The organism is Leifsonia sp. 2TAF2 (assembly GCF_052115085.1).
Taxonomy (GTDB): domain Bacteria; phylum Actinomycetota; class Actinomycetes; order Actinomycetales; family Microbacteriaceae; genus Leifsonia.
On sequence record NZ_JBFRFY010000001.1, the window covers coordinates 2,413,919 to 2,435,034 of the forward strand.

Here is a 21,116-nt window from a genome sequence, read left to right on the forward strand (position 1 = left end):
AAAGGGATGCGGCCGGGGAACGACGAAGCGCCCGCCCGTCCCGCACGAAAGTGCAGGAGGGACGGGCGCTGATCGCAGCTAGCGGTGGTCGTTCTCGTGGCCGTGCGAGTGCGCGGCGCCGCGGCCGTTGGTCGGCTCAGGCATCGACTTCTGCACCTGCATGAGGAACTCGACGTTGCTCGAGGTCTCCTTGAGGCGGCCGAGGACGATCTCGAGGGCCTGCTGCTGGTCGAGCCCGGCGAGGGCGCGGCGCAGCTTCCAGGTGATCTTGACCTCGTCCTGGCCCATCAGCATCTCCTCGCGGCGCGTGCCGGAGGCGTTGACGTCGACGGCCGGGAAGATGCGCTTGTCGGCCAGCTGGCGCGACAGGCGGAGCTCCATGTTGCCGGTGCCCTTGAACTCCTCGAAGATGACCTCGTCCATCTTGGAGCCGGTCTCCACCAACGCCGAAGCGAGGATGGTCAGCGAGCCGCCGTGCTCGATGTTGCGGGCGGCGCCGAAGAACCGCTTCGGCGGGTACAGCGCGGACGCGTCCACGCCACCCGAGAGGATGCGGCCCGACGCCGGAGCGGTCAGGTTGTAGGCACGGCCCAGGCGGGTGATCGAGTCGAGCAGCACGACGACGTCGTGGCCCAGCTCCACCAGGCGCTTCGCGCGCTCGATGGCGAGCTCGGCGACGGTGGTGTGGTCCTCGGCAGGACGGTCGAAGGTGGAGGCGATGACCTCGCCCTTCACCGTGCGCTGCATGTCGGTGACCTCTTCCGGACGCTCGTCCACCAGAACGACCATGAGGTGGACCTCAGGGTTGTTGGCGGTGATCGCGTTGGCGATCTGCTGCATCACGATGGTCTTGCCGGCCTTCGGCGGCGCGACGATGAGACCGCGCTGGCCTTTGCCGATCGGGGCGACCAGGTCGATGATCCGCTGGGTGACCTTGCTGGGCTCGGTCTCCAGACGCAGACGCTCCTGCGGGTACAGCGGAGTCAGCTTGCCGAACTCGACGCGCGCCGCGGCCTCCTCCGGGGTCTGCCCGTTGATGGAGTCGACCTTGACCAGCGCGTTGTACTTCTGGCGGCTGTTGTTCTCGTTGTCGCGCGGCTGGCGGATGGCGCCGACCACGGCGTCGCCCTTGCGCAGGCTGTACTTCTTGACCTGGCCGAGCGAGACGTACACGTCGCTCGCACCCGGCAGGTAGCCGGTGGTGCGGACGAACGCGTAGTTGTCGAGCACGTCCAGGATGCCGGCGACCGGGATGAGGACGTCGTCGTCGGTCAGCTCGGGCTCGAAGTCGTCGCCGACGACCCCGCCACGGCGCTTGCGGTTGCGGTCGCGGTAGCGGCCCGCGCGCTCGCCCTCGGCCTGCTGCTCCGCGTTCTGTCCGCGGTTCTGCTGGCCCTGACCCTGCTGCTGGCCACCCTGCTGGAGGTCCTTCGGCTGACCCTGGGCCTGGTTCTGGCCCTGGTTCTGGTTCTGGCCCTGCTCGTTCTGCTGGGCGTTGTTCTTGTTGCGGTTGCGGTTGCGGCGGTTGCGGCCCTGGCCCTGCTGCTCACCCGCGTTGTCGCCCTGGTCGCCCTGCTGACCTTCGGCCTGCTGGTCCGACTGCTGGGCCTGCTGGCCCTGGTCGGACTGCTGCTGGGCGTCGCGGCCCTGGTCGGCGTTCTGGTCGTTCTGGCCGCCCTGGCCACGCCCGCGGCGACGGCGGCCGCCGCCCTGGTTCTGGCCGTTGCCCTGGTCGTCCTGGGCACCGTTCTGGCTGTTCTGGCCGTTCTGCTGGCCGCGCGCCTGCTCGCGGGAGGCGAGGGCGGAGTCGAGCAGCGCATCCACATCGGGGATGAGCGACTCGACGCCGGTGGCGCCGGAGTTGACGTGGGCGTCGGCTGCGACGCCGGTGGAGCCGGCGGCGATACCTGTGCCGTCGGGGCTGGAGACGCGGCGGGAGCCGCGACGACGGCCACCGGTGGCCGGCTCGGCGGACGCATCCGCCTGCGGGAACACCGGGTCGCCCACGGTCGGCTCGACGCGCTCGGCCGGGGCCTCCTCGGCGACGAGCGGCTCAGCGATGAGCGGCTCGGTGAGCACCTGGGCGGCGGCGGCCGCCAGCTCGGGCTCGGCGGCGTTCACGGTCTCGGCCGGCTCGGCGGAGTCGGTGGCGCCGGCGTCAGTGGCGCTGTCGGCCGGAGCGGATGCGGCGCGCGCGGCGCCGATCGCCTCGACCAGCTCGCCCTTGCGGAGCCGGGTCGCGCCCTGGAGTCCGAGCTCGGCGGCGAGAGCTTGCAGCTCTGCCACCTTGAGCGTGGCCAGGTCGCTGGTGTCCACGCCCCCGGCGTGGAGTTTGACATCTGTCACGGAAGAGGGTCCTTTCCCCCGGCGCGCCTTCTGCGCGCCGTCTGTGGAAGCTTCGTCACATGAACTGCCTGTACGCGCTGCGTTCGGATCCGCGCTACGTCGCCGCCCCGATACCCCGTCAGGGGGTACCCGGGAAGGCAGGCAGGAGTGACGGCATGATTGCTAGGAGATCACCCGGAAGCTGGATTCGCTCGTGACGCGGGTTCTTCGGGTGCGAGTGCAGTTTACCACCTCGGCGGCAACGCTCTCGACGCTACGCGACCGGTGTGTCCGACCGTGTCGCCGACTGCTCGTCGAGCACCCGGGTCACGGTCGCGCCCTTGAAGTCGACGGCGAGCATCAGCGGCTGCCAGCGGGTCTGCGCCGACTCCTCGACGAGCTTCGCCGCGGCCAGCCGCTGGCTCGGGTCGCTCCCGAGCACGAGGATCGAAGGCCCCGCTCCCGAGACGACGGCGGCGAAGCCGTTCTCGCGCAGCAGGGTGATCAGGCGGTTCGTCTCCGGCATGGCCGAGGCGCGGTAGCTCTGGTGGAGCTTGTCCTCGGTGGCCGCGTGCAGCAGTTCGGGGCTCTGGATGAGAGCCGCGACCAGCAGCGCAGAGCGGGAGACATTGAAGACGGCGTCCTCGTGCGGCACGGACTGCGGCTGCAGGCTCCGCGCGAGCGCGGTCGACATCACATGCTCGGGCACCAGGACGAGCGGCGAGACGCCGCGGTGCACGATGAGCTTCTTGAAGCGCGGACCCTCGGGGGTGACCCAGGCGATCGTGAGGCCGCCGAACAGGGCAGGCGCCACGTTGTCCGGGTGCCCTTCCATATCGTTGGCCAGGGCGAGGAGCTGCTGCGCGTCGAGGTCGACCACGCCGTCCAGGAGTCCCTTCGCGGCCATGATGCCGGAGACGATAGCGGCGCCGGAGGAGCCCATCCCCCGGCCGTGCGGGATGCTGTTGCGCGCCCGCAGCGACAGGCCGGGCAGAGGCACGCCGACCGCGTCGAACGTGTGCGCGATCGCGCGGACGACGAGGTTGCTCTCGTCGGTCGGGACCTCGCCCTCGCCGACGCCGGTGACCTCGACGGTCGCGCCCGGCTCGTCGCGGACCGACACCTCCAGCTCGTCGTACAACGCGAGCGCGAGGCCGAGCGTGTCGAACCCCGGTCCGAGGTTGGCGCTCGTCGCCGGGACCTTGACCGTGACGGTGCGGCCGCGGAGGTCGGGCGAGGTCACGCGGTCGCCTCGGCCGGCTGCAGGCCGAGCACGTCGGCGATCGCGGCGGTGTCGACCGGCACGATGATCGGCTGCACGTCCGAGCCGTCCGCCGTGCGGAGAGCCCACTGCGGGTCCTTGAGGCCGTGGCCGGTGACCGTCAGCACGACCGTGGATCCGGCCGGGATGATGCCCGCCTCCGAGCGCTCCAGCAGCCCTGCGACGCTGATCGCGGACGCGGGCTCGACGAAGATGCCCACCTCGGCCGAGAGGATGCGGTGCGCCTCGAGGATCTTGGTGTCGTCGATCGCGCCGAACCAGCCCTCGCTGTCGTCGCGGGCGTTCAGCGCCAGCTCCCACGAGGCGGGGTTGCCGATGCGGATCGCGGTCGCGATGGTGTCCGGCTCCTTGACGGCGTGGCCGAGCACGATCGGGGCGCTGCCCGCGGCCTGGAAGCCGAACATCCGCGGCAGCTTGGTCGACTCGCCGCGCTGCAGCTCCTCGGTGTAGCCGCGGTGGTAGGCCGTGTAGTTACCGGCGTTGCCGACCGGGACGAGGTGGAAGTCGGGGGCGTCGCCGAGCGCCTCGACGACCTCGAACGCGGCCGTCTTCTGGCCCTCGATGCGGTCGGGGTTCACCGAGTTCACCAGGTGCACCGGGTAGTTCGTGGCGAGGTCGCGGGCGATGTCCAGACAGTCGTCGAAGTTGCCCTGTACCTGCAGCAGCTGCGCGTTGTGCGCGATGGCCTGGCTGAGCTTGCCCATCGCGATCTTGCCCTCGGGCACCAGCACGACGGCCTGGATGCCCGCGTGCGTCGCGTATGCAGCGGCCGACGCCGAGGTGTTGCCGGTGGAGGCGCAGATCACGGCCTTCGCGCCGTGCTCGACGGCCTTCGAGATCGCCATCGTCATGCCGCGGTCCTTGAACGACCCGGTCGGGTTCATGCCCTCGAACTTGACGTAGACGTCGGCGCCCGTGCGCGCGGACAGCGCGGGGGCCGGGATGAGCGGCGTGCCGCCCTCGCCCAGTGTCACGATCGGAGTGGCGTCGGAGATGTTCAGGCGGTCCGCGTACTCGCGGAGGACGCCGCGCCACTGACGACTGTAGGCCTTCGGCTGGGGCATTACGATCCTTCTACTCGGAGAACGGAAGAGATGGCGATCACGACGTCGCTGGCCGCGAGAGCCTCGACGGTGGCCGCGAGTGCGGCCTCCTCGGCTTCGTGGGTGCCGATGACCAGGGTAGCGGTGGCCCTGCCGCCGCCGTGAATCGGGCCGTCGCCCGGCGACGCGGAACCGGCGACGACGACCGGTCCGGTGTGGCTCGGAACCGACTGCTGAACGGTCTCGACGCTGACCCCGCCGTCGCTGAGGATGCGCGCGACCGCGGCGAGCACGCCCGGCTGGTCCTTCACATCCAGAGTGATCTGGTAGCGGGTGACGACGCGGCCGATGTCGAGCACCGGCAGGTCGGAGTGGGTGGATTCGGCGACACCCGGTCCGCCGACGACGTGACGCCGCGCGGCGGAGACGACGTCGCCGAGCACGGCGGAGGCCGTCTCGACGCCACCGGCGCCCGCACCGTAGAACATCAGGTCGCCGGCCGCGGCCGACTGCACGAAGACGGCGTTGTGCGCCCCGTGGACGGCGGCGAGCGGGTGGTCCCTGCTGATCAGCGCCGGGTAGACGCGGGCCGAGACGCCCTCCTCCCCTGTCTCCGGGTCGGTCAGCCTCTCGCAGATCGCCAGGAGCTTGATGACCGCGCCGGCCTCGCGCGCCGCATCCACCTGCGCCTTGCTCACGCTCGTGATGCCCTCGCGGTACACGCGGTCGAGCGGGACGACCGTGTGGAACGCGAGGCTGGCGAGGATGGCGGCCTTCTGGGCGGCGTCGTAGCCGCCGATGTCCGCGGTCGGGTCCGCCTCGGCGTAGCCGCGCTCGGTGGCGGTCGCCAGCGCGTCCGGAAGGGTCTCGCCGTTCACGTCCATCCGGTCGAGGATGAAGTTGGTCGTGCCGTTGACGATGCCGAGGATGCGGTTGATCCGGTCGCCCGCGAGGCTGTCACGCAGCGGGCGGATGATCGGGATGGCTCCGGCGACGGCCGCCTCGTAGTAGAGCTGTGCGCCGACCTGCTCGGCGGCGTCGAACAGCTCGGGCCCGTGCGTCGCCAGCAGCGCCTTGTTGGCCGTGATCACGTCGGCGCCGGAGTTCAGCGCCTCCAGCACGTAGCCGCGGGCGGGCTCGATGCCGCCCATCAGCTCGACGACGATGTCGGCGCCGAGGATGAGGGAGGATGCGTCGGTCGTGAACAGCTGGTGCGGCAGGTCGGTGTCGCGCGGCGCATCCACGTCACGGACGGCGATGCCGACCAGCTCCAGGCGGGCTCCGATGCGGGAGGCGAACTCGTCGCCCTGCTCCAGGAGCAATCGCGCCACCTGGGAGCCGACGGAGCCGGCCCCGAGCAGGGCGACGCGGAGGTTTCGGTACTCGATCATGCGTGGCTGCGCTCCTTCGACGCGGACTCGGCGGACGCCGCGCCCCGGTAGCCGGTGTCGCGCGCGAGGAGGTCCTCGATGGTCTCGCCGCGGACGATGACCCGGGCCTCCCCGTCGCGCACCGCCACGACGGGCGGGCGTCCGATGTGGTTGTAGTTGCTCGAGAGGGGCCAGCAGTAGGCCCCGGTCGCGGGCACCGCGAGCAGGTCGCCCGGCTCGACGTCGCCCGGCAGGTATTCGGCGTTCACGACGATGTCGCCGCTCTCGCAGTGCTTGCCCGCGACGCGCACCAGGGCTGGCGCTGCCGACGAGACGCGGCTCGCGATCCTGGCCGAGTACTCGGCCTCGTACAGCGCGGGCCGGGCGTTGTCGCTCATCCCGCCGTCCACGCTGACGTAGCGGCGGATGGCGGTCTCGCCGTCGTCCTCGAAGACGACTGGAACATCCTTCGTCGTGCCGACGGTGTACAGGGTGAGGCCTGCGGTGCCGATGATCGAGCGGCCCGGCTCGAACGCGATGACGGGCGTCGGGATGTCGAGCTCCTCGCATCCCGCGGCGACCGTCTCGGCGATACGGCGCGCCAACTCCTCGATCGGGGCGGGATCGTCGGCGGCCGTGTACGCGATGCCGAAACCGCCGCCGAGGTTCAGCTCGGGCACCTCTCCCCCGGCCAGCAGCTGCTTGTGCAGGGTCAGGAGGCGCGCGGCCGATTCGGCGAAGCCGTCCGCTCCGAAGATCTGCGAGCCGATGTGACAGTGCAGGCCGCGGAAGGCGAGCGAGGCGTGCGAGCGGATCTCCGCCACCGCCTCGACCGCGTGCTCAAGCGCGATGCCGAACTTCTGGTCTTCGTGGGCGGTCGCCAGGAACGCGTGCGTGTGGGCGTGCACGCCGCTGTTCACGCGCAGCCGGACACTCTGCCGGACACCGTGCCGCGCCGCAGCCTCGGCGACCCGGCCGATCTCCTGGATGCTGTCGATGATGATCGCGCCGATGCCGACCTCGACCGCGCGGTCGATCTCGGCGAGCGACTTGTTGTTGCCGTGGAAGCCCAGGCGCTCAGGGTCGACGCCGGCGGCCAGCGCAACGGCCAACTCGCCCCCGCTGCACACGTCGATGTAGAGGCCGGCGGCGTCCATCCACCTCGCGACCTCGATGCTCAGGAACGCCTTGCCCGCGTAGTAGACCTTCGCGGCCGTGCCGATCTCGGCGAACGCACGATCGAACGCCTGACGCACCTCGACGGCGCGCGAGCGGGCGTCCTGCTCGTCGACCACATAGAGAGGGGTGCCGAAGCGCTGGGCGAGCTCGCCCGCGCGGACGCCTCCGACGACGAGCTCCCCTTCCGTGCGGGCGGTCGTGCGCGACCAGAGTCCGGGGACGAGCGCGTTCGCATCGTCAGGCACATGCAGCCAGGACGGGGCGAGCGGGTTGGGGGGTGCTTCGGATCGTCCGACGACAGAGACAGGATCAGCCATAGGGAACCTCACGGGTGGCGACGAGTGGGGGTCTCCTAGGCGAGCGGACCCGGGTTGGCCCCTGAAGCCGGTGGAGATGACAGAAGAAGTCTATCCAGGCGCCGCGGGGCGCTCGGTGCGTGTTACGAACATCTCCCCTTGCTATTCATGAACTTCTCGTCGAGGACGAAATCGCTGGCGGTCAGGCGCACGGTCGCGCGACCCGGCGTCACCGCGATGTCGGCGACCTGGACGCCGTCCGGCAGGTACTGTGCGGCGCACACCGGGAACGGTCCCTGCGAGGTGAGCGCCTGCAGAAGGCGGTCGAGGTTCACGTTGCCTGCGCCCGTCTTCAGCGACGCCTTCTCCGGTTGGAGCAGCACCTGATCGCCCGCCGCCTTCGGCGTCGCCGTGACGGTGTAGCCGACGGGGAGTCCGAGCAGATCGAGGGTGCCGTCGTAGCCGACCGTGCCGTCGTTCAGCGTGATGCCGCCGGTGGCGCCCGGGATCTGAACCAGCTTGTTCAGGGAATCCTGACTGATGGACAGCGTCCCTGTGGCATCCGCGATCGGCTTCGAGAAGTCGGCGGGGACGCCCGTGGCGATCACCTTCGCGCTCAGCGGAGCGCCCTTCACGACCAGCTTGGGGGCGTCGAGCTCGACGCTCTGAAAGGAGCCGGACAGATACTGCTGAAGCACGGAGAAGCCGCCGATGTGCGTCGTCACCTCGCCCTGGATGTCGGCAGGCAGCTTCTTCTCGATCTCGGCCGACACCCGCTGCTCGGCGTAGGCGCGCACCGCGGTGTCCACCACAACGAGCAGCACGACGACCACCACGACCGGGATGCCGATCGCGAGCAGCAGCCGCAACGGCCGTCGCCGGCGCCGGCCGGGCTGGTCGGGCTGGTCGGGTGCCGGGAGTACCTGCGTGGTGTTGTCGCTCATCCGCTGGTCACATCCGTTCGGTCGTCGCGGTTCGTGCCGTTTGCGTCATGCTAGGCCGGTCACATCCGGTCGGGCGCGGACACCCCCACCAGCCCGAGGCCGTTGCGGATGACCTGGCCGGTGGCGTCGTTCAGCCACAGGCGCGTGCGGTGCAGGTCGGTGACCGGCTCCTCGCCGTGCGGGAGCACGCGCGTCGAGCCGTCCCTCACTGCGTACCACGCGTGGTACAGACCCGCGAGCTCTTCGATGTAGCGGGCGACGCGGTGCGGCTCACGCAGCTCGGCCGCCTGGGCGACCACGCGCGGGAACTCCTGCAGACCGCCCAGCAGCGCCGACTCCGTCTCGTGGGTCAGAAGCTCGGGCGCGAACGTGCTGCGGTCGACGCCTGCCTTCTCGGCGTTCGCGGCGACCGAGCGGGTGCGGGCGTGGGCGTACTGCACGTAGAAGACGGGGTTGTCGTTGCTGCGCTTGGTCAGCAGGTCGAGGTCGATGTCGAGTTGCGAGTCGGTGGAGGAGCGCACCAGGGCGTAGCGGGCGGCATCCACGCCTACGGCATCCACCAGGTCGTCCAGCGTCACGATGGTGCCCGCGCGCTTGGACATGCGGACCGGCTCGCCGTCCTTCACCAGGTTCACCATCTGGCCGATCAGGATCTGCAGATTGACGTTCGGAACGTCGCCGAACGCCTCCACCATCGCCATCATGCGGCCGATGTACCCGTGGTGGTCGGCGCCGAGCATGATGATGTTCTGCTCGAAGCCGCGCTCGCGCTTGTCGAGGTAGTAGCCGAGGTCACCCGAGATGTACGCGGGCTCGCCGTTGGAGCGGATGACGACGCGGTCGCGGTCGTCGCCGAAGGTCGTGGTGCGCAGCCAGATCGCGCCGTCCGCCTCGAAGATGTGGCCCTGCTCCTGGAGGCGCTGGATGGCGCGCTCGACCGCGCCGGACTCGTGCAGCGAGTCCTCGTGGAAGTACACGTCGAAGTCGACGCCGAACGCGTGCAGGCGCTCCTTGATCTCCTGGAACATCAGCTGGGTGCCCGCCGAGCGGAACACCTCCTGCTGCTCCTCACGCGGCAGCGCGGCGAGGTCGCCGTCGTACTGCGCGACCACGCGGTCCGCGATCTCGTGGATGTAGCCGCCGCCGTAGCCGTCCTCCGGCGTTGGCTCGCCGAGGTAGGCGGCGAGGAGGCTCCGGGCGAACCGGTCGATCTGCGAACCGTGGTCGTTGAAGTAGTACTCGCGGGTCACGTCCGCGCCCTCGGCCTGCAGGATACGCGCGAGGCTGTCGCCCACCGCTGCCCAGCGAGCGCCGCCCATGTGCACAGGGCCGGTCGGGTTGGCGGACACGAACTCCAGGTTCACGCTCAGCCCGTCGTAGACGTCGCCCCGGCCGTACGCCTCACCGGCCTCGACGATGGTCTGGGCGAGCTGGCCGGCGGCCGCGGCCTCCAACCGGAAGTTGATGAAGCCAGGCCCGGCGACCTCGGCGGAGGCGACCCCGTCGATCCCTGCAGCGGCAGCGGCGATCTGCTCGGCGAGCTCGCGCGGGTTCGCCCCGACCCGCTTCGCCAGGCGCATCGCCACGTTCGACGCCCAGTCGCCGTGGTCGCGGTTCTTCGGGCGCTCCAGCGGCACGTCATCCACCGTGAGAGTGAGGTCCGGGATGTCGGCGCCGGCCTCTCGTCGCTGCCCGACCACCGTCGTCACGATGTCGAGAAGGGCGGCGGAGAGATCAGCGGGAGTCATGAGGAACGATTCTACCGGGAGCCGGGAGGGCGCTCTCCGCGGGAGTCGCCTCCCCGCTTCAATTGCCTCCCCGCTTCAATTGATAGGGTCATCGCGACGCGCGCTCCCGCACGGCGCGCGCCGAACAGAGAGACGAAAGCCGCATGCCGTTCACCACCCGCCGTTTCGCCCTTCTGGCCGCGACCGCCGCGGCAGGAATCCTCGCAGCAGCCACACTTGCCGGCTGCGCGCCGACCGCATCCTCGACGACGCCACCGACCGCTTCGTCGACGGCAGGCGGCGACCCGACGGCGGTCGCCACTCCGACTCCGACGCCGACCGATCCGCCGACGCCGGTCGGCCTCACCTGCGATCAGGTGATGACGGCGGACCAGCTGTATGCCTTCAACCCGAACTACGGCGCCGACCCGGGCTACGAGCCCAAGGCCGGGTCACTCGAGAAGAAGATCGCCGACTGGCAGGGGGTCGCCTGCGCCTGGAAGAACCAGACCAGCGGCGACGTCATCGAGGTCGCCGTCGCGAAGCCGCCGGCGAGCCAGCTGGAGAATCTCAAGAACGCGGCGATCACGGCGTCGAAACCCGTGCCGACGTACGGCGTTCCGCCGCAGGTCGAGGGCTACTTCAAAGCAGGGACGGCCGGGCAGGTGCAGGTGTTCCGGGGCTCGTACTGGATCGTCGCCGAGTCGAGCGCCTTCTTCGAGCCGGGCGACGCCGCCCCGCTGATGGAGAGCGTGATGGGGAACGTCCCCGCCAGCTGAGCGTCACGGCTGGTGTCACCTCCTGGCGCGAGGGGATGCTAGCCTTGTTCGGCACCCTGGCCCCCATAGCTCAGGGGATAGAGCGTCTGCCTCCGGAGCAGAAGGCCGTAGGTTCAAATCCTACTGGGGGCACCATCCCGCCGGCCGTTCGCACGTGAACGGTTCGGGCACGCCAGATCCGAGAGCCGCATGGACTGTTCGTACTTCGATGCCGGCGTGTGCCGCTCGTGCACGCTGATGGGTGTCCCCTACGCGGAACAGCTCAGCGGCAAGGACCGTCTGGCCCGCGAACTCCTCGCTCCGTTCGGCGACGCCGACTGGCTCCCGCCGGTGGCGAGCGCCGAGTCGGGGTACCGCAACAAGGCCAAGATGGTGATCGGCGGCACGGCCACGGCTCCGACGATCGGCATCCTCGACGAGGCCGGTCGCGGCGTCGACCTGCGCGAGTGCGGCATCTGCGCCCCCGGCGTGCGGGCCGCCCTGCCGGTACTCGGACGGTTCGTAACCCGGCAGCGGCTGGAGCCGTACAGCGTCCCCGAGCGCCGCGGCGAGCTCAAGTACGTGCTGGTGACCGAGTCGCCGGACGGCGAGCTGATGGTGCGGTTCGTCGCCCGATCGGAGGAGACGGTCTCACGCGTGCGCGCCGGCCTCGGCTGGCTGTTGGCCGAGCTGCCGTCCGCGCGGGTGGTCACCGTGAACCTGCAGCCCGAGCACAAGGCGGTCGTCGAGGGCGACCGGGAGGTGGTGCTGACCCGCGAGTCGGTGCTCCCGATGCGCCTCGGCGAAGTGTCGCTGCGACTGCGGCCGCAGAGCTTCTTCCAGACGAACACCGCGGTCGCCACCGAGTTGTACGGCCAGGTGGCGTCGTGGGTGGATGCCGTCGACCCGGCCTCCGTCTGGGACCTCTACTGCGGCGTCGGAGGCTTCGCCTTGCATGTCGCCGCACCCGGCCGCCGAGTTGTCGGCGTGGAGACGAGCCGGGAGGCTGTGAAGAGCGCGCGGGCGACCGCCGCGGCCGCCGGGCTGCCGCAGGTGGCCTTCCGCTCGGGTGACGCGACGGCGTTCGCACTCTCCGCAGCGAGCGCGCCTGAGCTGGTCATCGTGAACCCGCCCCGACGCGGGATCGGGGCCGAGCTGTCCGGCTGGCTGGAAGGATCCGGCGTCCGAAGCGTCGTCTACTCCAGCTGCAACCCGAAGAGCCTCGCCCACGACCTGGCCCGGATGCCGTCGTACCGCATCCGGACCGGCCGTGTGCTCGACATGTTCCCGCAGACCGGTCACATGGAGGTGGCCGTCCTGCTGGAGCGGGCCGCCTGAGCGACCCACTCGTTGGAACCAGCCGCGACTAGCTTGCGGCGGTCTCGCGCTTCGGCAGCTTCCAGCCCGGGCGCACGAAGTGGCACGTGTATCCCCACGGGATACGCTCCAGGTAGTCCTGGTGCTCCGGCTCGGCCTCCCAGAACGGGCCGGCCGCGGTCACCTCGGTGACCACCTTGCCCGGCCAGAGACCAGAGGCGTCCACGTCGGCGATGGTGTCCTCGGCGATGCGGCGCTGCTGGTCGTCCTCGTAGAAGATCGCGGACCGGTAGCTGGCCCCGACATCGTTGCCCTGACGGTTCTTGGTCGACGGGTCGTGGATCTGGAAGAAGAACTCGAGCAGGTCGCGGTAACTGGTCCGCGCGGGGTCGTACTCGATCTCGATCGCCTCGGCGTGCGACCCATGGTTGCGGTAGGTGGCGTTGGGGACGTCGCCGCCGGTGTACCCGACACGCGTGGTCACCACACCCGGCATCTTGCGGATGAGGTCCTGCATGCCCCAGAAGCAGCCTCCAGCGAGGATTGCCTTCTCTGTCATTGTCGTGCTCCCTTACTTCTCGAAAATCTTCGTGTACTCGCCGTACCCGGCCGCATCCAGCTCGGCGAGCGGAACGAACCGCATCGCCGCGGAGTTGATGCAGTAGCGCAAGCCGCCGGCCTCCGCCGGGCCGTCGTCGAACAGGTGGCCCAGGTGGCTGTCGCCGTGGGCCGAGCGGACCTCGGTACGGATCATCCCGTAGGTGCTATCCACCTTCTCGACGATGTTGTCTGGCTCGACCGGGACGGTGAAGCTCGGCCATCCGGAGCGACTGTCGTACTTGTTCACGGACGCGAACAGCGGCTCACCCGACACGATGTCGACGTACAGCCCCTCCTCGTGGTTGTTCCAGAACTCGTTGCGGAACGCCGGCTCGGTTGCGGCCTCCTGCGTCACCTCGTACTGGCGCGGAGTCAACTTGGAGACGGCCTCCGGGTCCTTGCGGTAGTCCTGTGTCACGATTCCTCCTCGTGCGGCGCGCTGGCTGCGACGCCGTCAGTACATGGAACACGCGAGGGCACCAGGATGGTCCCGCGCTCCCTGTGAGTTCGCCGAGTGGGCAAGGATGTTGCGGATCGCGTCGATCACTTCGGCCCAGTCGTCCCGCACCTGCGCCGCCGAAACCCGGAGCCGTGCCCTCCCACGAGCCCCCAACGCGGCATCTCGAGCCCGATCGCGCTCGAAGGCCTCCCGGTCGCTGTGAAAGGCGAAGCCGTCGATCTCCAAGAAGAGAACGCCGTCGACCCGCATGTCGACACGACCGACGCCAGGCACATGGATCTGCTGCTCAACGAGATGACCGGCCGCCTGCAGGCGCTGTCGCACGATCGACTCGACGCCGGAGTCCGACCCGGGGCGAGCGAGCACCGCACGCGCCCGAGCCCCGGCGGGCTGAGCCGAGAGGACGGCTCGAAGGGCGATCGGAGTGGTCAGGCCAGCGGTGATCGCGGTGTCGAAGACCGCCACCGCCGTCTCCTCGTCTGCGCAGCGCGCAACTGAGCGCAGGCAGTCAGCGAGTGTGACCCGCCAGAGCTGCCGACCATCCTCCGTCGGGAGCCAGTGTCGGACCTGACCCGTGCCGGGACCTGCACGTGCGTGCGGGGCGTACTGAAGGTGCATGCGCGTGTCACCCCCGCCCCACAGCCCGTACGTGCGCGCTGCGGAGAGGCACGACAGCCGCCCTCGAGCGGTGACGGCCGCGACAGCGTCCGGGGATGCGGACGGCAGCGCGTAGATGCCTTTGCGAAGCCGATGGAGGGCGCCGCCGCGCACGGCGGCGGTCAGCTCCTCGGCAGAAGCTCCCCCGGCGCGCAGCTGGTGAACTGCAGCGATGCCGCCGAGGCGCTGCAGCATTCGTTCGTCGATCATGACTACAGCCTGTCGAGGTGGAGGTTCCCAAGGTTGCCGTGGTGCGAATCTGTGGAGAGTCGGCCATCTTCCTCTCCAGGCGCAACGTAGGAGAAGTGCCGCCGAATCTCCGACAGACCGCGGTGCGGAAGGAGATTTGGACGTTGGCGGGGCAAATCTCCGACGAAAGCCCGTGAATCTCCGACGAAAAGGGACGGGACGGGACGGGACGGGAGGGACGGGACCGGGACGGGGCGGGTGAACAGCGGGTTACGGCCCGCGCGCGGGCTAGACGCACGCGCGCGGCGCACCCTAGCCTGGCGCCGTCCCGAGAGTGTCACATCCACCCGTTCACAGCACCGAGCGAAGGATCTCCATGCCACTTCCCACCATCGTCCTCGTCCACGGAGCCTGGGCGGACGCGTCGAGCTGGAACCCGGTCATCACCGACCTGCGGGACCGCGGCTTCACCGTCCTCGCCCCGCCGAACCTCCTTCGCGGCGTGAGCGGCGACGCCGCCTACGTCGCATCCGTCCTCGCGCAGCACACCGAGGGACCCGTGGTGCTCGCCGGCCACTCGTACGGCGGCGCCGTCATCAGCGGGGCCGGGCTCGGGGGCGGCGACGTCCGCGCCCTCGTCTACGTGGACGCGTTCATCCCGGACGAGGGCGAAAACGTCGTCGGCCTCCTCGCGGGTTCCGGCTCAGCGCTCGACGTCCCCGACCCGACCACGGTGCTCGACGTCGTCGGCTACCCGGGCGCGCCGCAGGGCGACGCCGAGGCGTTCCTGAAGGAGTCGACCGTCCGCGAGTTCTTCGCGCAGGACCTCTCCGGGACCGACCAGGACCTCATCTTCGCCGGGCAGCGCCCGATCGCGCTCGCCGCCAACGTCATCGCGGCGGGTCCGGGCGCGTGGCAGAGCCTGCCGGTCTGGGCCGTCGTCGGCACCGAGGACCGCATCATCCCGCCCGCCCTGCAGCGCAGGATGGCCGAACGCGCCGATGCCACCATCGTCGAGACCGCCGCGAGCCACGTGTCGATGTTGGCGGCCCCGGATGTGGTGACCGGCGCGATCGTCGCGGCGGCCGAATCCCTCTCCTGACCTACGGCCGGGCTTCGTGACCCGGCTCGCCGTGCGTCCGCCGCTGCTCCTTGAGCTCCGCCTCGAACAGGTGGCGGCGGCCGCCGGCGAGCCGGTCGCGCGCTTCCCGCTCGAGGTCGCGGAACAATGCGTAGTAGCCGTCGTCATAGTCCTCGACGATCTGGAACGTCCAGCGGCCATCGATCACGTTGCGGCCGACGAGCTCCCGCTCGATGCGATTCGCGAGATCGGCGTGGCCCGCCGCGCGCAGCTTCTCGACCGCTTCACCGAGCGTGAAGTCGGCCTTCCCGGTCAGCCGGTGGAAGCCGTACAGCAGCCCGCGGGCATGCTCGACGACCTCGAGCGCTTCGCTGAGGCTGCCGAGCGCCTCCACCGTCGCGTCGTCGAGGCCCTCCGGCCGGGTGTGCTGCTCGTCGGGTCCGTCGGTCATCGATCCTCCTTGGGGGCCGGGTTCGGGGTGTCTTTCAGAGGGACGTCGTCCGCGCGGACCGCGACCGGCTCGCCGTCCACCTCCCGGATCACCGGGATCGCGTCGGTGAACTGCTGCGCCCGCTGCTCGTTCTCGGGCGAGCCGCTGAACAGGCGGCCCTCCTCTTCGCTGCGGGCACGCGGCGGGCGTTCGCGCGGCTCCGGCGCTTCGGCCAGCTCGATCCGCTGGCGCGGGAGGGATGCGGGCGAGTGCCGCTGCATCCAGTCGATGAGGCGTTCACGGACCAGGCAGCGCAGGTCGAACAGCGTCGGGGCGTCCTTGGCGGTCACCAGCACCCGGACGCGCACCCAGCCCCCGATCGCGTCGGTGACCTGCAGCACACCGGTGCGGTGGTCCCAGAGGTCGGTGGTGGCGAGGATGCGGTTCAGTTCGGCGCGCATCCCACCCGTCGAGACGCGCCAGTCGAGGTCGAACTCGACCGAGCCCAGCAGTTCGCTGTGCTGCCTGGTCCAGTTCTCGAAGGGCTTGGTGGTGAAGTAGGTCGAGGGCAGCACCAGCCGGCGGTCATCCCAGACGTGCACCACCACGTACGTGAGGGTGATCTCCTCGATGGTCCCCCACTGCTGTTCCACCACGACCACGTCGTCGATGCGGATGGCGTCGGAGAACGCGAGCTGGATGCCGGCGAACAGGTTGGCGAGGCTCGACTGGGCGGCGACACCGGCGATGATCCCGATCACGCCCGCCGAGGCGAGCAGGCTCGCGCCGGCGGCCTGGAGGGCGGGGAAGGTCAGCAGCACCGCTCCGAGTCCGATGACGACGGCCGCGACGACGGTCAGGCGGCGGAGGATCAGCACCTGGGTCCGGACACGGCGGGCGTACCGGTTGTCGGGCACATCGAGCCGGTACCGGGCGAGCCCGAGGTCTTCGAAGAAGACCACGAAGGCGGCGGCGAACCAGGTACCGGTGGCGATGGTCAGGATCAGGAACGTGTGACGGATGCCGTCCCGCCAGCCGTCGGTGACCTCCGGCGGCAGGCTGATCGTCACGGCGATCCACAGCACGATCGTCAGCAGGAACAGCCGGAACGGGACGCGGACGCGACGGATCAGGAGGTCCGGCCACCGCCTGCGTCGCCCGATACCGCGCAGGATCAGGGCCAGGATCGCGGTCAGGACGACCGCGACGACGACGGCGAGAAGGCAGGCGACGGTGAGGCCGGGCCAGGTGCGCAGGGCGGACACGTCTCGAAGAACTCCTCGCGGTCGGGTTTCGCGAAGGAGTGTACGCGCGGACCGCTGACGGAGCGACCAGGCATCGCAACGTCGGTGCGAGCGGACTAGCCTGGCCATTCGGGCGGACCGTGCGCAACGGCCCCCGACGATCGCGTAAAGGAGCGGCAATGGCAGCCACACGGACACTCTTCATCGGCGGGACGGGCGTCATCAGCTCCGCGTGCGTGGCGGAGGCCCTCGCCCAGGGCCACGACGTCACCGTCGTGAACCGCGGGAACAGCAGCACCCGCCCGCTGCCGGAGGGCGTCGAGGTGCTGCACGCCGACATCCGCGACCCGGAGAGCGTGCACCGTGCCCTCGGCGAGCGCAGCTTCGATGTGGCCGCCGAGTTCCTTGCCTTCACCCCGGAGCACATCGCCACCGACTTCGGACTGTTTGAAGGCCGGGTCGGGCAGTACGTGTTCATCAGCTCGGCGTCCGCCTACCAGAAGCCGCCGTCGCGGGTGCCGGTGGTCGAGTCGACCGCGCTCCGCAACCCGTACTGGCAGTACTCCCGCGACAAGATCGCCTGCGAGGACGCCCTGATGGGGGCGTACCGCGACCGCGGCTTCCCCGTCACGATCGTGCGGCCGTCGCACACCTACGACCGCACGCTCATCCCGACGACCGGCGGGTGGACGGACCTGGAGCGGATGCGCCGCGGCGCGCCGGTGGTCGTGCACGGCGACGGGACGAGCCGCTGGACCATCACGCACAACACCGACTTCGCGGTCGCCTTCACCGGTCTGCTCGGCAGGCCGGAGGCGGTCGGCGACGCGTTCCACATCACGGGCGACGAGGCCCCGACGTGGAACCAGATCTACTGCTACCTGGCGGAGGCCCTCGGCGTCGAGGCCGAGCTGGTGCACGTCGCGAGCGAGACCATCGCCGCGGCCGTTCCGGAGGTGGGGCCAGGGCTCCTGGGCGACAAGGCCCACTCCATGCACTTCGACAACAGCAAGGTGAAGGCGCTGGTTCCAGGTTTCAGCGCCCAGGTGCCGTTCGCGCACGGAGCGGGCGAGATCGTGGACTGGTTCCTGGAGGACGCCGATCGCCAGCGCGTCGACCCGGACCTGGATGCCGCGTTCGACCGCCTGGTCGAGCACGCCCGCACGTTCGGGTGAACGCGCGGGCGGGCGGCGGTTACTTCGTATAGCCGGTTGCGGGCGTTGACGACGAGGTGGATGCGATCTTGGTGCCGTCCGGCTCCACGACCCACCAAATGCCGGCGAATCCCTGCCCGGTCACATCCCCTGCCGAGGTGTCCTCCGCGAAGGTGTAGAGCGGGAGCCCGTTAAGGGTGACCTGCTTCTTGCCGTCCACACCGGTGATGGTGCCCACCTTTCCGGTGAGGCCCTTTCCGCCGACGACGACGGTTCCGAGCGTGGTCGATCCTGTTTTCAGGACAGCCGACCCTCATGAGCGGATGCTCCCATCCACTCGATGCACGCTGCCGGGTCCCCGGCGGGTTCACATCCTGAGAAAAGAAAATCGGCCTCTCATGAAACAAAAGCTTTACTATAAAGAAACTTTCCTGATACATTCACGCGAAAGCATCGTTCCAACGAAGGGATGAGGATGGCAGGCCCCGTACGCGGCACACCCGGATGGTTGCGCGAGACCAACGACCGCACCGCCCTCTCCCTGCTGCTCGAGCACGGCGTCCTCACCCGCACCCGCATCGGCGAACTCTCCGGGCTGTCGAAGCCCACCGCCGCCCAGATGGTCTCGCGGCTCGAGACGGCTGGCCTCATCCACGTCGTCGGCGAAGTCTCGGCCGGGCGCGGCCCCAACGCCGCGAGCTACGCGGTCCGCACCGACCGGATGCTGGCCGTCGCCATCGACATCGACGCCGAGGTGCTCCGCTCGACGGTGGTCGACGCCTCCGGCGACGAGAAGCCCATCGCGGTCACCCCGCTCGCCGGCCGCTCCCCCGAGGGCGACGTGCGCGCCGCCATCGCGGCGGCCTGCGACACGGCGGGCGCAGACACGGAACGCGTCGGCGCCGTGTGCATCGGCGTGCAGGGCGCGCTCGACCCGCGAACGGACGAGCTCACCTACATCGAGACGCTGCCCGGGTGGCCGAAGCGCGGCATCCGCCGGCGCCTGCAGGACGCCCTCGGCATCGAGGTCCGCATCGACAACGACGTGAACCTCGCCGCCCTCGCGGAGCGCACCGACGGCGCCGGACGGGACACCGCCGGCTTCGCTCTGCTGTGGATGGGCGACGGCCTCGGCCTGTCGGTCGACCAGAGCGGGAACGTCCACCGCGGAGCCTCCGGCGGCGCCGGCGAGATCGGCTACCTGCCCATCCCCCGCTCGGCGGCGGAGCTCGACCCGGAGGCGGGCGACCTGCAGGACCTCATCGGAGGCCCGGCGGTCGCGCGGCTCGCCGGGCTCCACGGGCTGAGCCACGATCTGAGCGGAACCGAGGATGCGCGCGAGCGATTCCTCGCCGAGCTCGCCCGACGCGTCGCCGTCGGCGTGGTGCCCGTGCTGGCCCTCCTCGACCCGGAGCTCGTCGTGCTGGGCGGACCGACCGGCTCGGCCGGCGGCGCCCGCCTCGCCGAACTCGTCACCTCCGAACTCCGGCCCGGGTGGGGCGAACGCAGCGTCGTCGCAACCGGCGTCGCGGCCCACCCCGTCCTCCGCGGAGCCCGGGAGCACCTCATCGCCGAAGTGCGCGAAGCGCTCTTCGCCGAAGTGTCACGGATCGCACCGTAGCGACCCGCAGCACACCCGCACCACCCACGTGCACCATCCACCCGCAAGCGCACCACATCCACTCGCATCACATCCACGCACCCACCCACAGTGAGGGAGCCACCGTGAAACACCGTCATCTCATCGCCGCGGCCGCGGTCACCGCCGCCGCCGCGCTCGTCCTCTCGGGCTGCTCCGGAGGCTCGGGCAGCACCAACTTCAGCGACAGCACCCCGGAGAACCTCAGCGGAACCGTGTCGTTCTGGCACTTCTTCTCCGACCGGGAGGCCGGCGTCATCCAGTCGGTCGTCGACGACTTCGAGAAGAAGTACCCGAAGATCAAGGTCGATGTGCACTCCGGCCAGGACGACGAGAAGCTGCAGAAGGCCATCGCCACCGGCAGCAAGGTCGACGTCGGCCTGTCGTACTCGACCGACATCGTCGGCAATTTCTGCTCCAACGGCGCATTCCGGAGCCTGAACAAGGTGATCGACCGCGACAAGGTCGACATGAGCCAGTTCTCCGACACCGTGAAGTCGTACACGGAGTACAAAGGCACCCGCTGCGCGATGCCGATGCTCGCCGACGTGTACGGCCTCTACTACAACAAGAAGCTGCTGCAGGCCGCCGGCTTCACCGCCCCGCCCAAGACCTTGAGCGAGCTGGAGTCGATGGCCGAGAAGCTGACCACCTTCAAGGACGACGGGTCCATCAAGACCCTCGGCTTCAACCCGACGATGGGATGGTACGAGAACTCGGCCGCCCACTACGGCCCTGCAGCGAACGCCGAATGGCTGAAGCCGGACGGCACAAGCGCCATCGGCGGCAGCGAAGGCTGGAAAGAGCTGATGACCTGGCAGAAGGGCTTCGTCGACAAGATCGGCTGGGACAAGCTCAACGCGTTCACGTCGGGCCTCGGCCAGGAGTTCTCCGCCGACAACGCCTTCCAGACCGGCCAGGTGGCGATGAACCTCGACGGCGAGTACCGCACGGCGTTCATCGATGACCAGGCGAAGGGACTGGACTACGGCACGGCGCCGTTCCCGACCACCGACAGCAATACCGACCAGTACGGCGGCGGGTACATCACCGGCAACATCATCGGCATCTCCAAGGGCTCGAAGCAGCCGGAACTGGCGTGGGCGCTGCTGAAGTACCTGACGACCGACACCGACGCGGTCGTGAAGCTCGCGAACGGCCTGAAGAACGTGCCGACGACGAAGGATGCGCTGGCCTCTCCGAAGCTGGAGGTGTCGGAGCAGTTCAAGACCTTCCTCGACATCTCCGCCGACAAGAACGTCCAGACGACACCCCCGAGCCCGCTCGGCGCCGGTTACCAGCAGTCCTTCGAGGACTACTGGAACAAGTACCAGAGCCAGGGCGGCGACCTGGATGCTGGCCTCAAGGCGGTCGACAAGCAGATCAACGACTCCCTCGCCCTGAGCACCGGTCCGTGAGCT

At 69.8% G+C, this 21,116-nt stretch carries 19 protein-coding genes and 1 tRNA gene; 7 read left to right on the forward strand and 13 right to left on the reverse strand.

The features are described 5' to 3' along the window. Positions 1-78: 78 nt before the first annotated feature. From rho to argS, 7 genes are all read right to left on the reverse strand, one after another. Entirely contained in the window at positions 79-2,346 is a 2,268-nt protein-coding gene (rho, locus tag AB4Z18_RS11705) for a transcription termination factor Rho (protein WP_441782848.1), read from the reverse strand. Between the two features lie 253 nt (positions 2,347-2,599). After that, positions 2,600-3,568: a homoserine kinase gene (thrB, locus tag AB4Z18_RS11710; RefSeq protein WP_441782849.1), complete on the reverse strand. Its 969-nt coding sequence runs from the start codon at positions 3,566-3,568 to the stop codon at positions 2,600-2,602. Beyond that, positions 3,565-4,671: a threonine synthase gene (gene thrC / locus AB4Z18_RS11715; protein ID WP_441782850.1), complete on the reverse strand. Its 1,107-nt coding sequence runs from the start codon at positions 4,669-4,671 to the stop codon at positions 3,565-3,567. Before thrC ends, thrB begins: the two co-directional genes overlap by 4 nt. Beyond that, complete coding sequence (locus AB4Z18_RS11720; protein WP_441782851.1) at positions 4,671-6,041, reverse strand: homoserine dehydrogenase; 1,371 nt, start codon at positions 6,039-6,041, stop codon at positions 4,671-4,673. Before AB4Z18_RS11720 ends, thrC begins: the two co-directional genes overlap by 1 nt. Beyond that, positions 6,038-7,516, reverse strand: coding sequence for a diaminopimelate decarboxylase (lysA, locus tag AB4Z18_RS11725; protein WP_441782852.1), 1,479 nt, complete (start codon positions 7,514-7,516; stop codon positions 6,038-6,040). The genes AB4Z18_RS11720 and lysA overlap by 4 nt, the downstream gene beginning before the upstream one ends. Positions 7,517-7,638: 122 nt before the next feature. Next, positions 7,639-8,439, reverse strand: coding sequence for an LmeA family phospholipid-binding protein (locus AB4Z18_RS11730; protein WP_441782853.1), 801 nt, complete (start codon positions 8,437-8,439; stop codon positions 7,639-7,641). Positions 8,440-8,498: 59 nt separating this feature from the next. Beyond that, positions 8,499-10,187, reverse strand: a complete 1,689-nt coding sequence (gene argS, locus AB4Z18_RS11735; RefSeq protein WP_441782854.1) for an arginine--tRNA ligase — start codon at positions 10,185-10,187, stop codon at positions 8,499-8,501. Positions 10,188-10,330: 143 nt separating this feature from the next. On the opposite strand from argS, the gene AB4Z18_RS11740 reads away from it, so the two are divergent. The 3 genes from AB4Z18_RS11740 (at position 10,331) to rlmC (ending at position 12,262) form a co-directional block, all read left to right on the forward strand. Then, on the forward strand, positions 10,331-10,945 hold the full coding sequence (locus AB4Z18_RS11740) for an iron ABC transporter ATP-binding protein (RefSeq protein WP_441782855.1): 615 nt from the start codon (positions 10,331-10,333) through the stop codon (positions 10,943-10,945). Positions 10,946-11,004: 59 nt separating this feature from the next. Beyond that, positions 11,005-11,080, forward strand: a tRNA-Arg gene (locus tag AB4Z18_RS11745). Between the two features lie 54 nt (positions 11,081-11,134). After that, on the forward strand, positions 11,135-12,262 hold the full coding sequence (gene rlmC, locus AB4Z18_RS11750) for a 23S rRNA (uracil(747)-C(5))-methyltransferase RlmC (RefSeq protein ID WP_441782856.1): 1,128 nt from the start codon (positions 11,135-11,137) through the stop codon (positions 12,260-12,262). 28 nt (positions 12,263-12,290) lie between these two features. Here the strand turns inward: rlmC and msrA are convergent, their stop codons facing one another. From msrA to AB4Z18_RS11765, 3 genes are read right to left on the reverse strand one after another with little or no spacing between them, the layout of a single operon-like run. Beyond that, on the reverse strand, positions 12,291-12,800 hold the full coding sequence (gene msrA / locus AB4Z18_RS11755) for a peptide-methionine (S)-S-oxide reductase MsrA (RefSeq protein ID WP_441782857.1): 510 nt from the start codon (positions 12,798-12,800) through the stop codon (positions 12,291-12,293). A gap of 12 nt (positions 12,801-12,812) precedes the next feature. Beyond that, positions 12,813-13,259, reverse strand: coding sequence for a peptide-methionine (R)-S-oxide reductase MsrB (gene msrB / locus AB4Z18_RS11760; RefSeq protein ID WP_441782858.1), 447 nt, complete (start codon positions 13,257-13,259; stop codon positions 12,813-12,815). Positions 13,260-13,295: 36 nt separating this feature from the next. After that, positions 13,296-14,168, reverse strand: a complete 873-nt coding sequence (locus tag AB4Z18_RS11765) for a hypothetical protein (RefSeq protein ID WP_441782859.1) — start codon at positions 14,166-14,168, stop codon at positions 13,296-13,298. A 355-nt stretch (positions 14,169-14,523) separates the two neighbouring features. On the opposite strand from AB4Z18_RS11765, the gene AB4Z18_RS11770 reads away from it, so the two are divergent. Further along, the gene (locus AB4Z18_RS11770; protein ID WP_441782860.1) at positions 14,524-15,249 is read left to right on the forward strand and encodes an alpha/beta fold hydrolase; all 726 of its coding nucleotides are present in this window, start codon (positions 14,524-14,526) and stop codon (positions 15,247-15,249) included. A gap of 1 nt (position 15,250) precedes the next feature. Here AB4Z18_RS11770 and AB4Z18_RS11775 read toward each other — a convergent pair whose 3' ends face one another. Both AB4Z18_RS11775 and AB4Z18_RS11780 read right to left on the reverse strand, forming a co-directional pair. After that, positions 15,251-15,679 (reverse strand): hypothetical protein, encoded by a 429-nt coding sequence (locus AB4Z18_RS11775; RefSeq protein WP_441782861.1) that lies wholly within the window; start codon positions 15,677-15,679, stop codon positions 15,251-15,253. Next, a complete protein-coding gene (locus tag AB4Z18_RS11780) occupies positions 15,676-16,923 on the reverse strand; it encodes a mechanosensitive ion channel family protein (RefSeq protein WP_441782862.1) in 1,248 nt (415 codons plus the stop codon). The genes AB4Z18_RS11775 and AB4Z18_RS11780 overlap by 4 nt, the downstream gene beginning before the upstream one ends. Before the next feature lie 158 nt (positions 16,924-17,081). On the opposite strand from AB4Z18_RS11780, the gene AB4Z18_RS11785 reads away from it, so the two are divergent. After that, entirely contained in the window at positions 17,082-18,077 is a 996-nt protein-coding gene (locus tag AB4Z18_RS11785) for an SDR family oxidoreductase (RefSeq protein ID WP_441782863.1), read from the forward strand. Positions 18,078-18,096: 19 nt separating this feature from the next. On the opposite strand, the gene AB4Z18_RS11790 is transcribed toward AB4Z18_RS11785, so the two are convergent. Then, positions 18,097-18,294 carry a hypothetical protein gene (locus tag AB4Z18_RS11790; protein WP_441782864.1) on the reverse strand — a complete coding sequence of 66 codons (198 nt, stop codon included), beginning with the start codon at positions 18,292-18,294 and terminating at the stop codon, positions 18,097-18,099. 237 nt (positions 18,295-18,531) lie between these two features. Here AB4Z18_RS11790 and AB4Z18_RS11795 point away from each other — a divergent pair, with 237 nt between their 5' ends. Further along, positions 18,532-19,677 carry an ROK family transcriptional regulator gene (locus AB4Z18_RS11795; protein WP_441782865.1) on the forward strand — a complete coding sequence of 382 codons (1,146 nt, stop codon included), beginning with the start codon at positions 18,532-18,534 and terminating at the stop codon, positions 19,675-19,677. Positions 19,678-19,781: 104 nt separating this feature from the next. Then, positions 19,782-21,113, forward strand: a complete 1,332-nt coding sequence (locus tag AB4Z18_RS11800) for an ABC transporter substrate-binding protein (RefSeq protein WP_441782866.1) — start codon at positions 19,782-19,784, stop codon at positions 21,111-21,113. The last annotated feature ends 3 nt before the right edge of the window (positions 21,114-21,116 follow it).

Excerpts from the sequence above, each read along its gene's own strand:
- thrC (WP_441782850.1), bottom strand. The coding sequence starts at position 4,671 with ATGCCCCAGCCGAAGGCCTACAGTCGTCAGTGGCGCGGCGTCCTCCGC.
- AB4Z18_RS11720 (WP_441782851.1), bottom strand. The coding sequence starts at position 6,041 with ATGATCGAGTACCGAAACCTCCGCGTCGCCCTGCTCGGGGCCGGCTCC.
- lysA (WP_441782852.1), bottom strand. The coding sequence starts at position 7,516 with ATGGCTGATCCTGTCTCTGTCGTCGGACGATCCGAAGCACCCCCCAAC.
- AB4Z18_RS11730 (WP_441782853.1), bottom strand. The coding sequence starts at position 8,439 with ATGAGCGACAACACCACGCAGGTACTCCCGGCACCCGACCAGCCCGAC.
- argS (WP_441782854.1), bottom strand. The coding sequence starts at position 10,187 with ATGACTCCCGCTGATCTCTCCGCCGCCCTTCTCGACATCGTGACGACG.
- AB4Z18_RS11740 (WP_441782855.1), top strand. The coding sequence starts at position 10,331 with ATGCCGTTCACCACCCGCCGTTTCGCCCTTCTGGCCGCGACCGCCGCG.
- rlmC (WP_441782856.1), top strand. The coding sequence starts at position 11,135 with ATGGACTGTTCGTACTTCGATGCCGGCGTGTGCCGCTCGTGCACGCTG.
- msrA (WP_441782857.1), bottom strand. The coding sequence starts at position 12,800 with ATGACAGAGAAGGCAATCCTCGCTGGAGGCTGCTTCTGGGGCATGCAG.
- AB4Z18_RS11765 (WP_441782859.1), bottom strand. The coding sequence starts at position 14,168 with ATGATCGACGAACGAATGCTGCAGCGCCTCGGCGGCATCGCTGCAGTT.
- AB4Z18_RS11770 (WP_441782860.1), top strand. The coding sequence starts at position 14,524 with ATGCCACTTCCCACCATCGTCCTCGTCCACGGAGCCTGGGCGGACGCG.
- AB4Z18_RS11775 (WP_441782861.1), bottom strand. The coding sequence starts at position 15,679 with ATGACCGACGGACCCGACGAGCAGCACACCCGGCCGGAGGGCCTCGAC.
- AB4Z18_RS11785 (WP_441782863.1), top strand. The coding sequence starts at position 17,082 with ATGGCAGCCACACGGACACTCTTCATCGGCGGGACGGGCGTCATCAGC.
- AB4Z18_RS11795 (WP_441782865.1), top strand. The coding sequence starts at position 18,532 with ATGGCAGGCCCCGTACGCGGCACACCCGGATGGTTGCGCGAGACCAAC.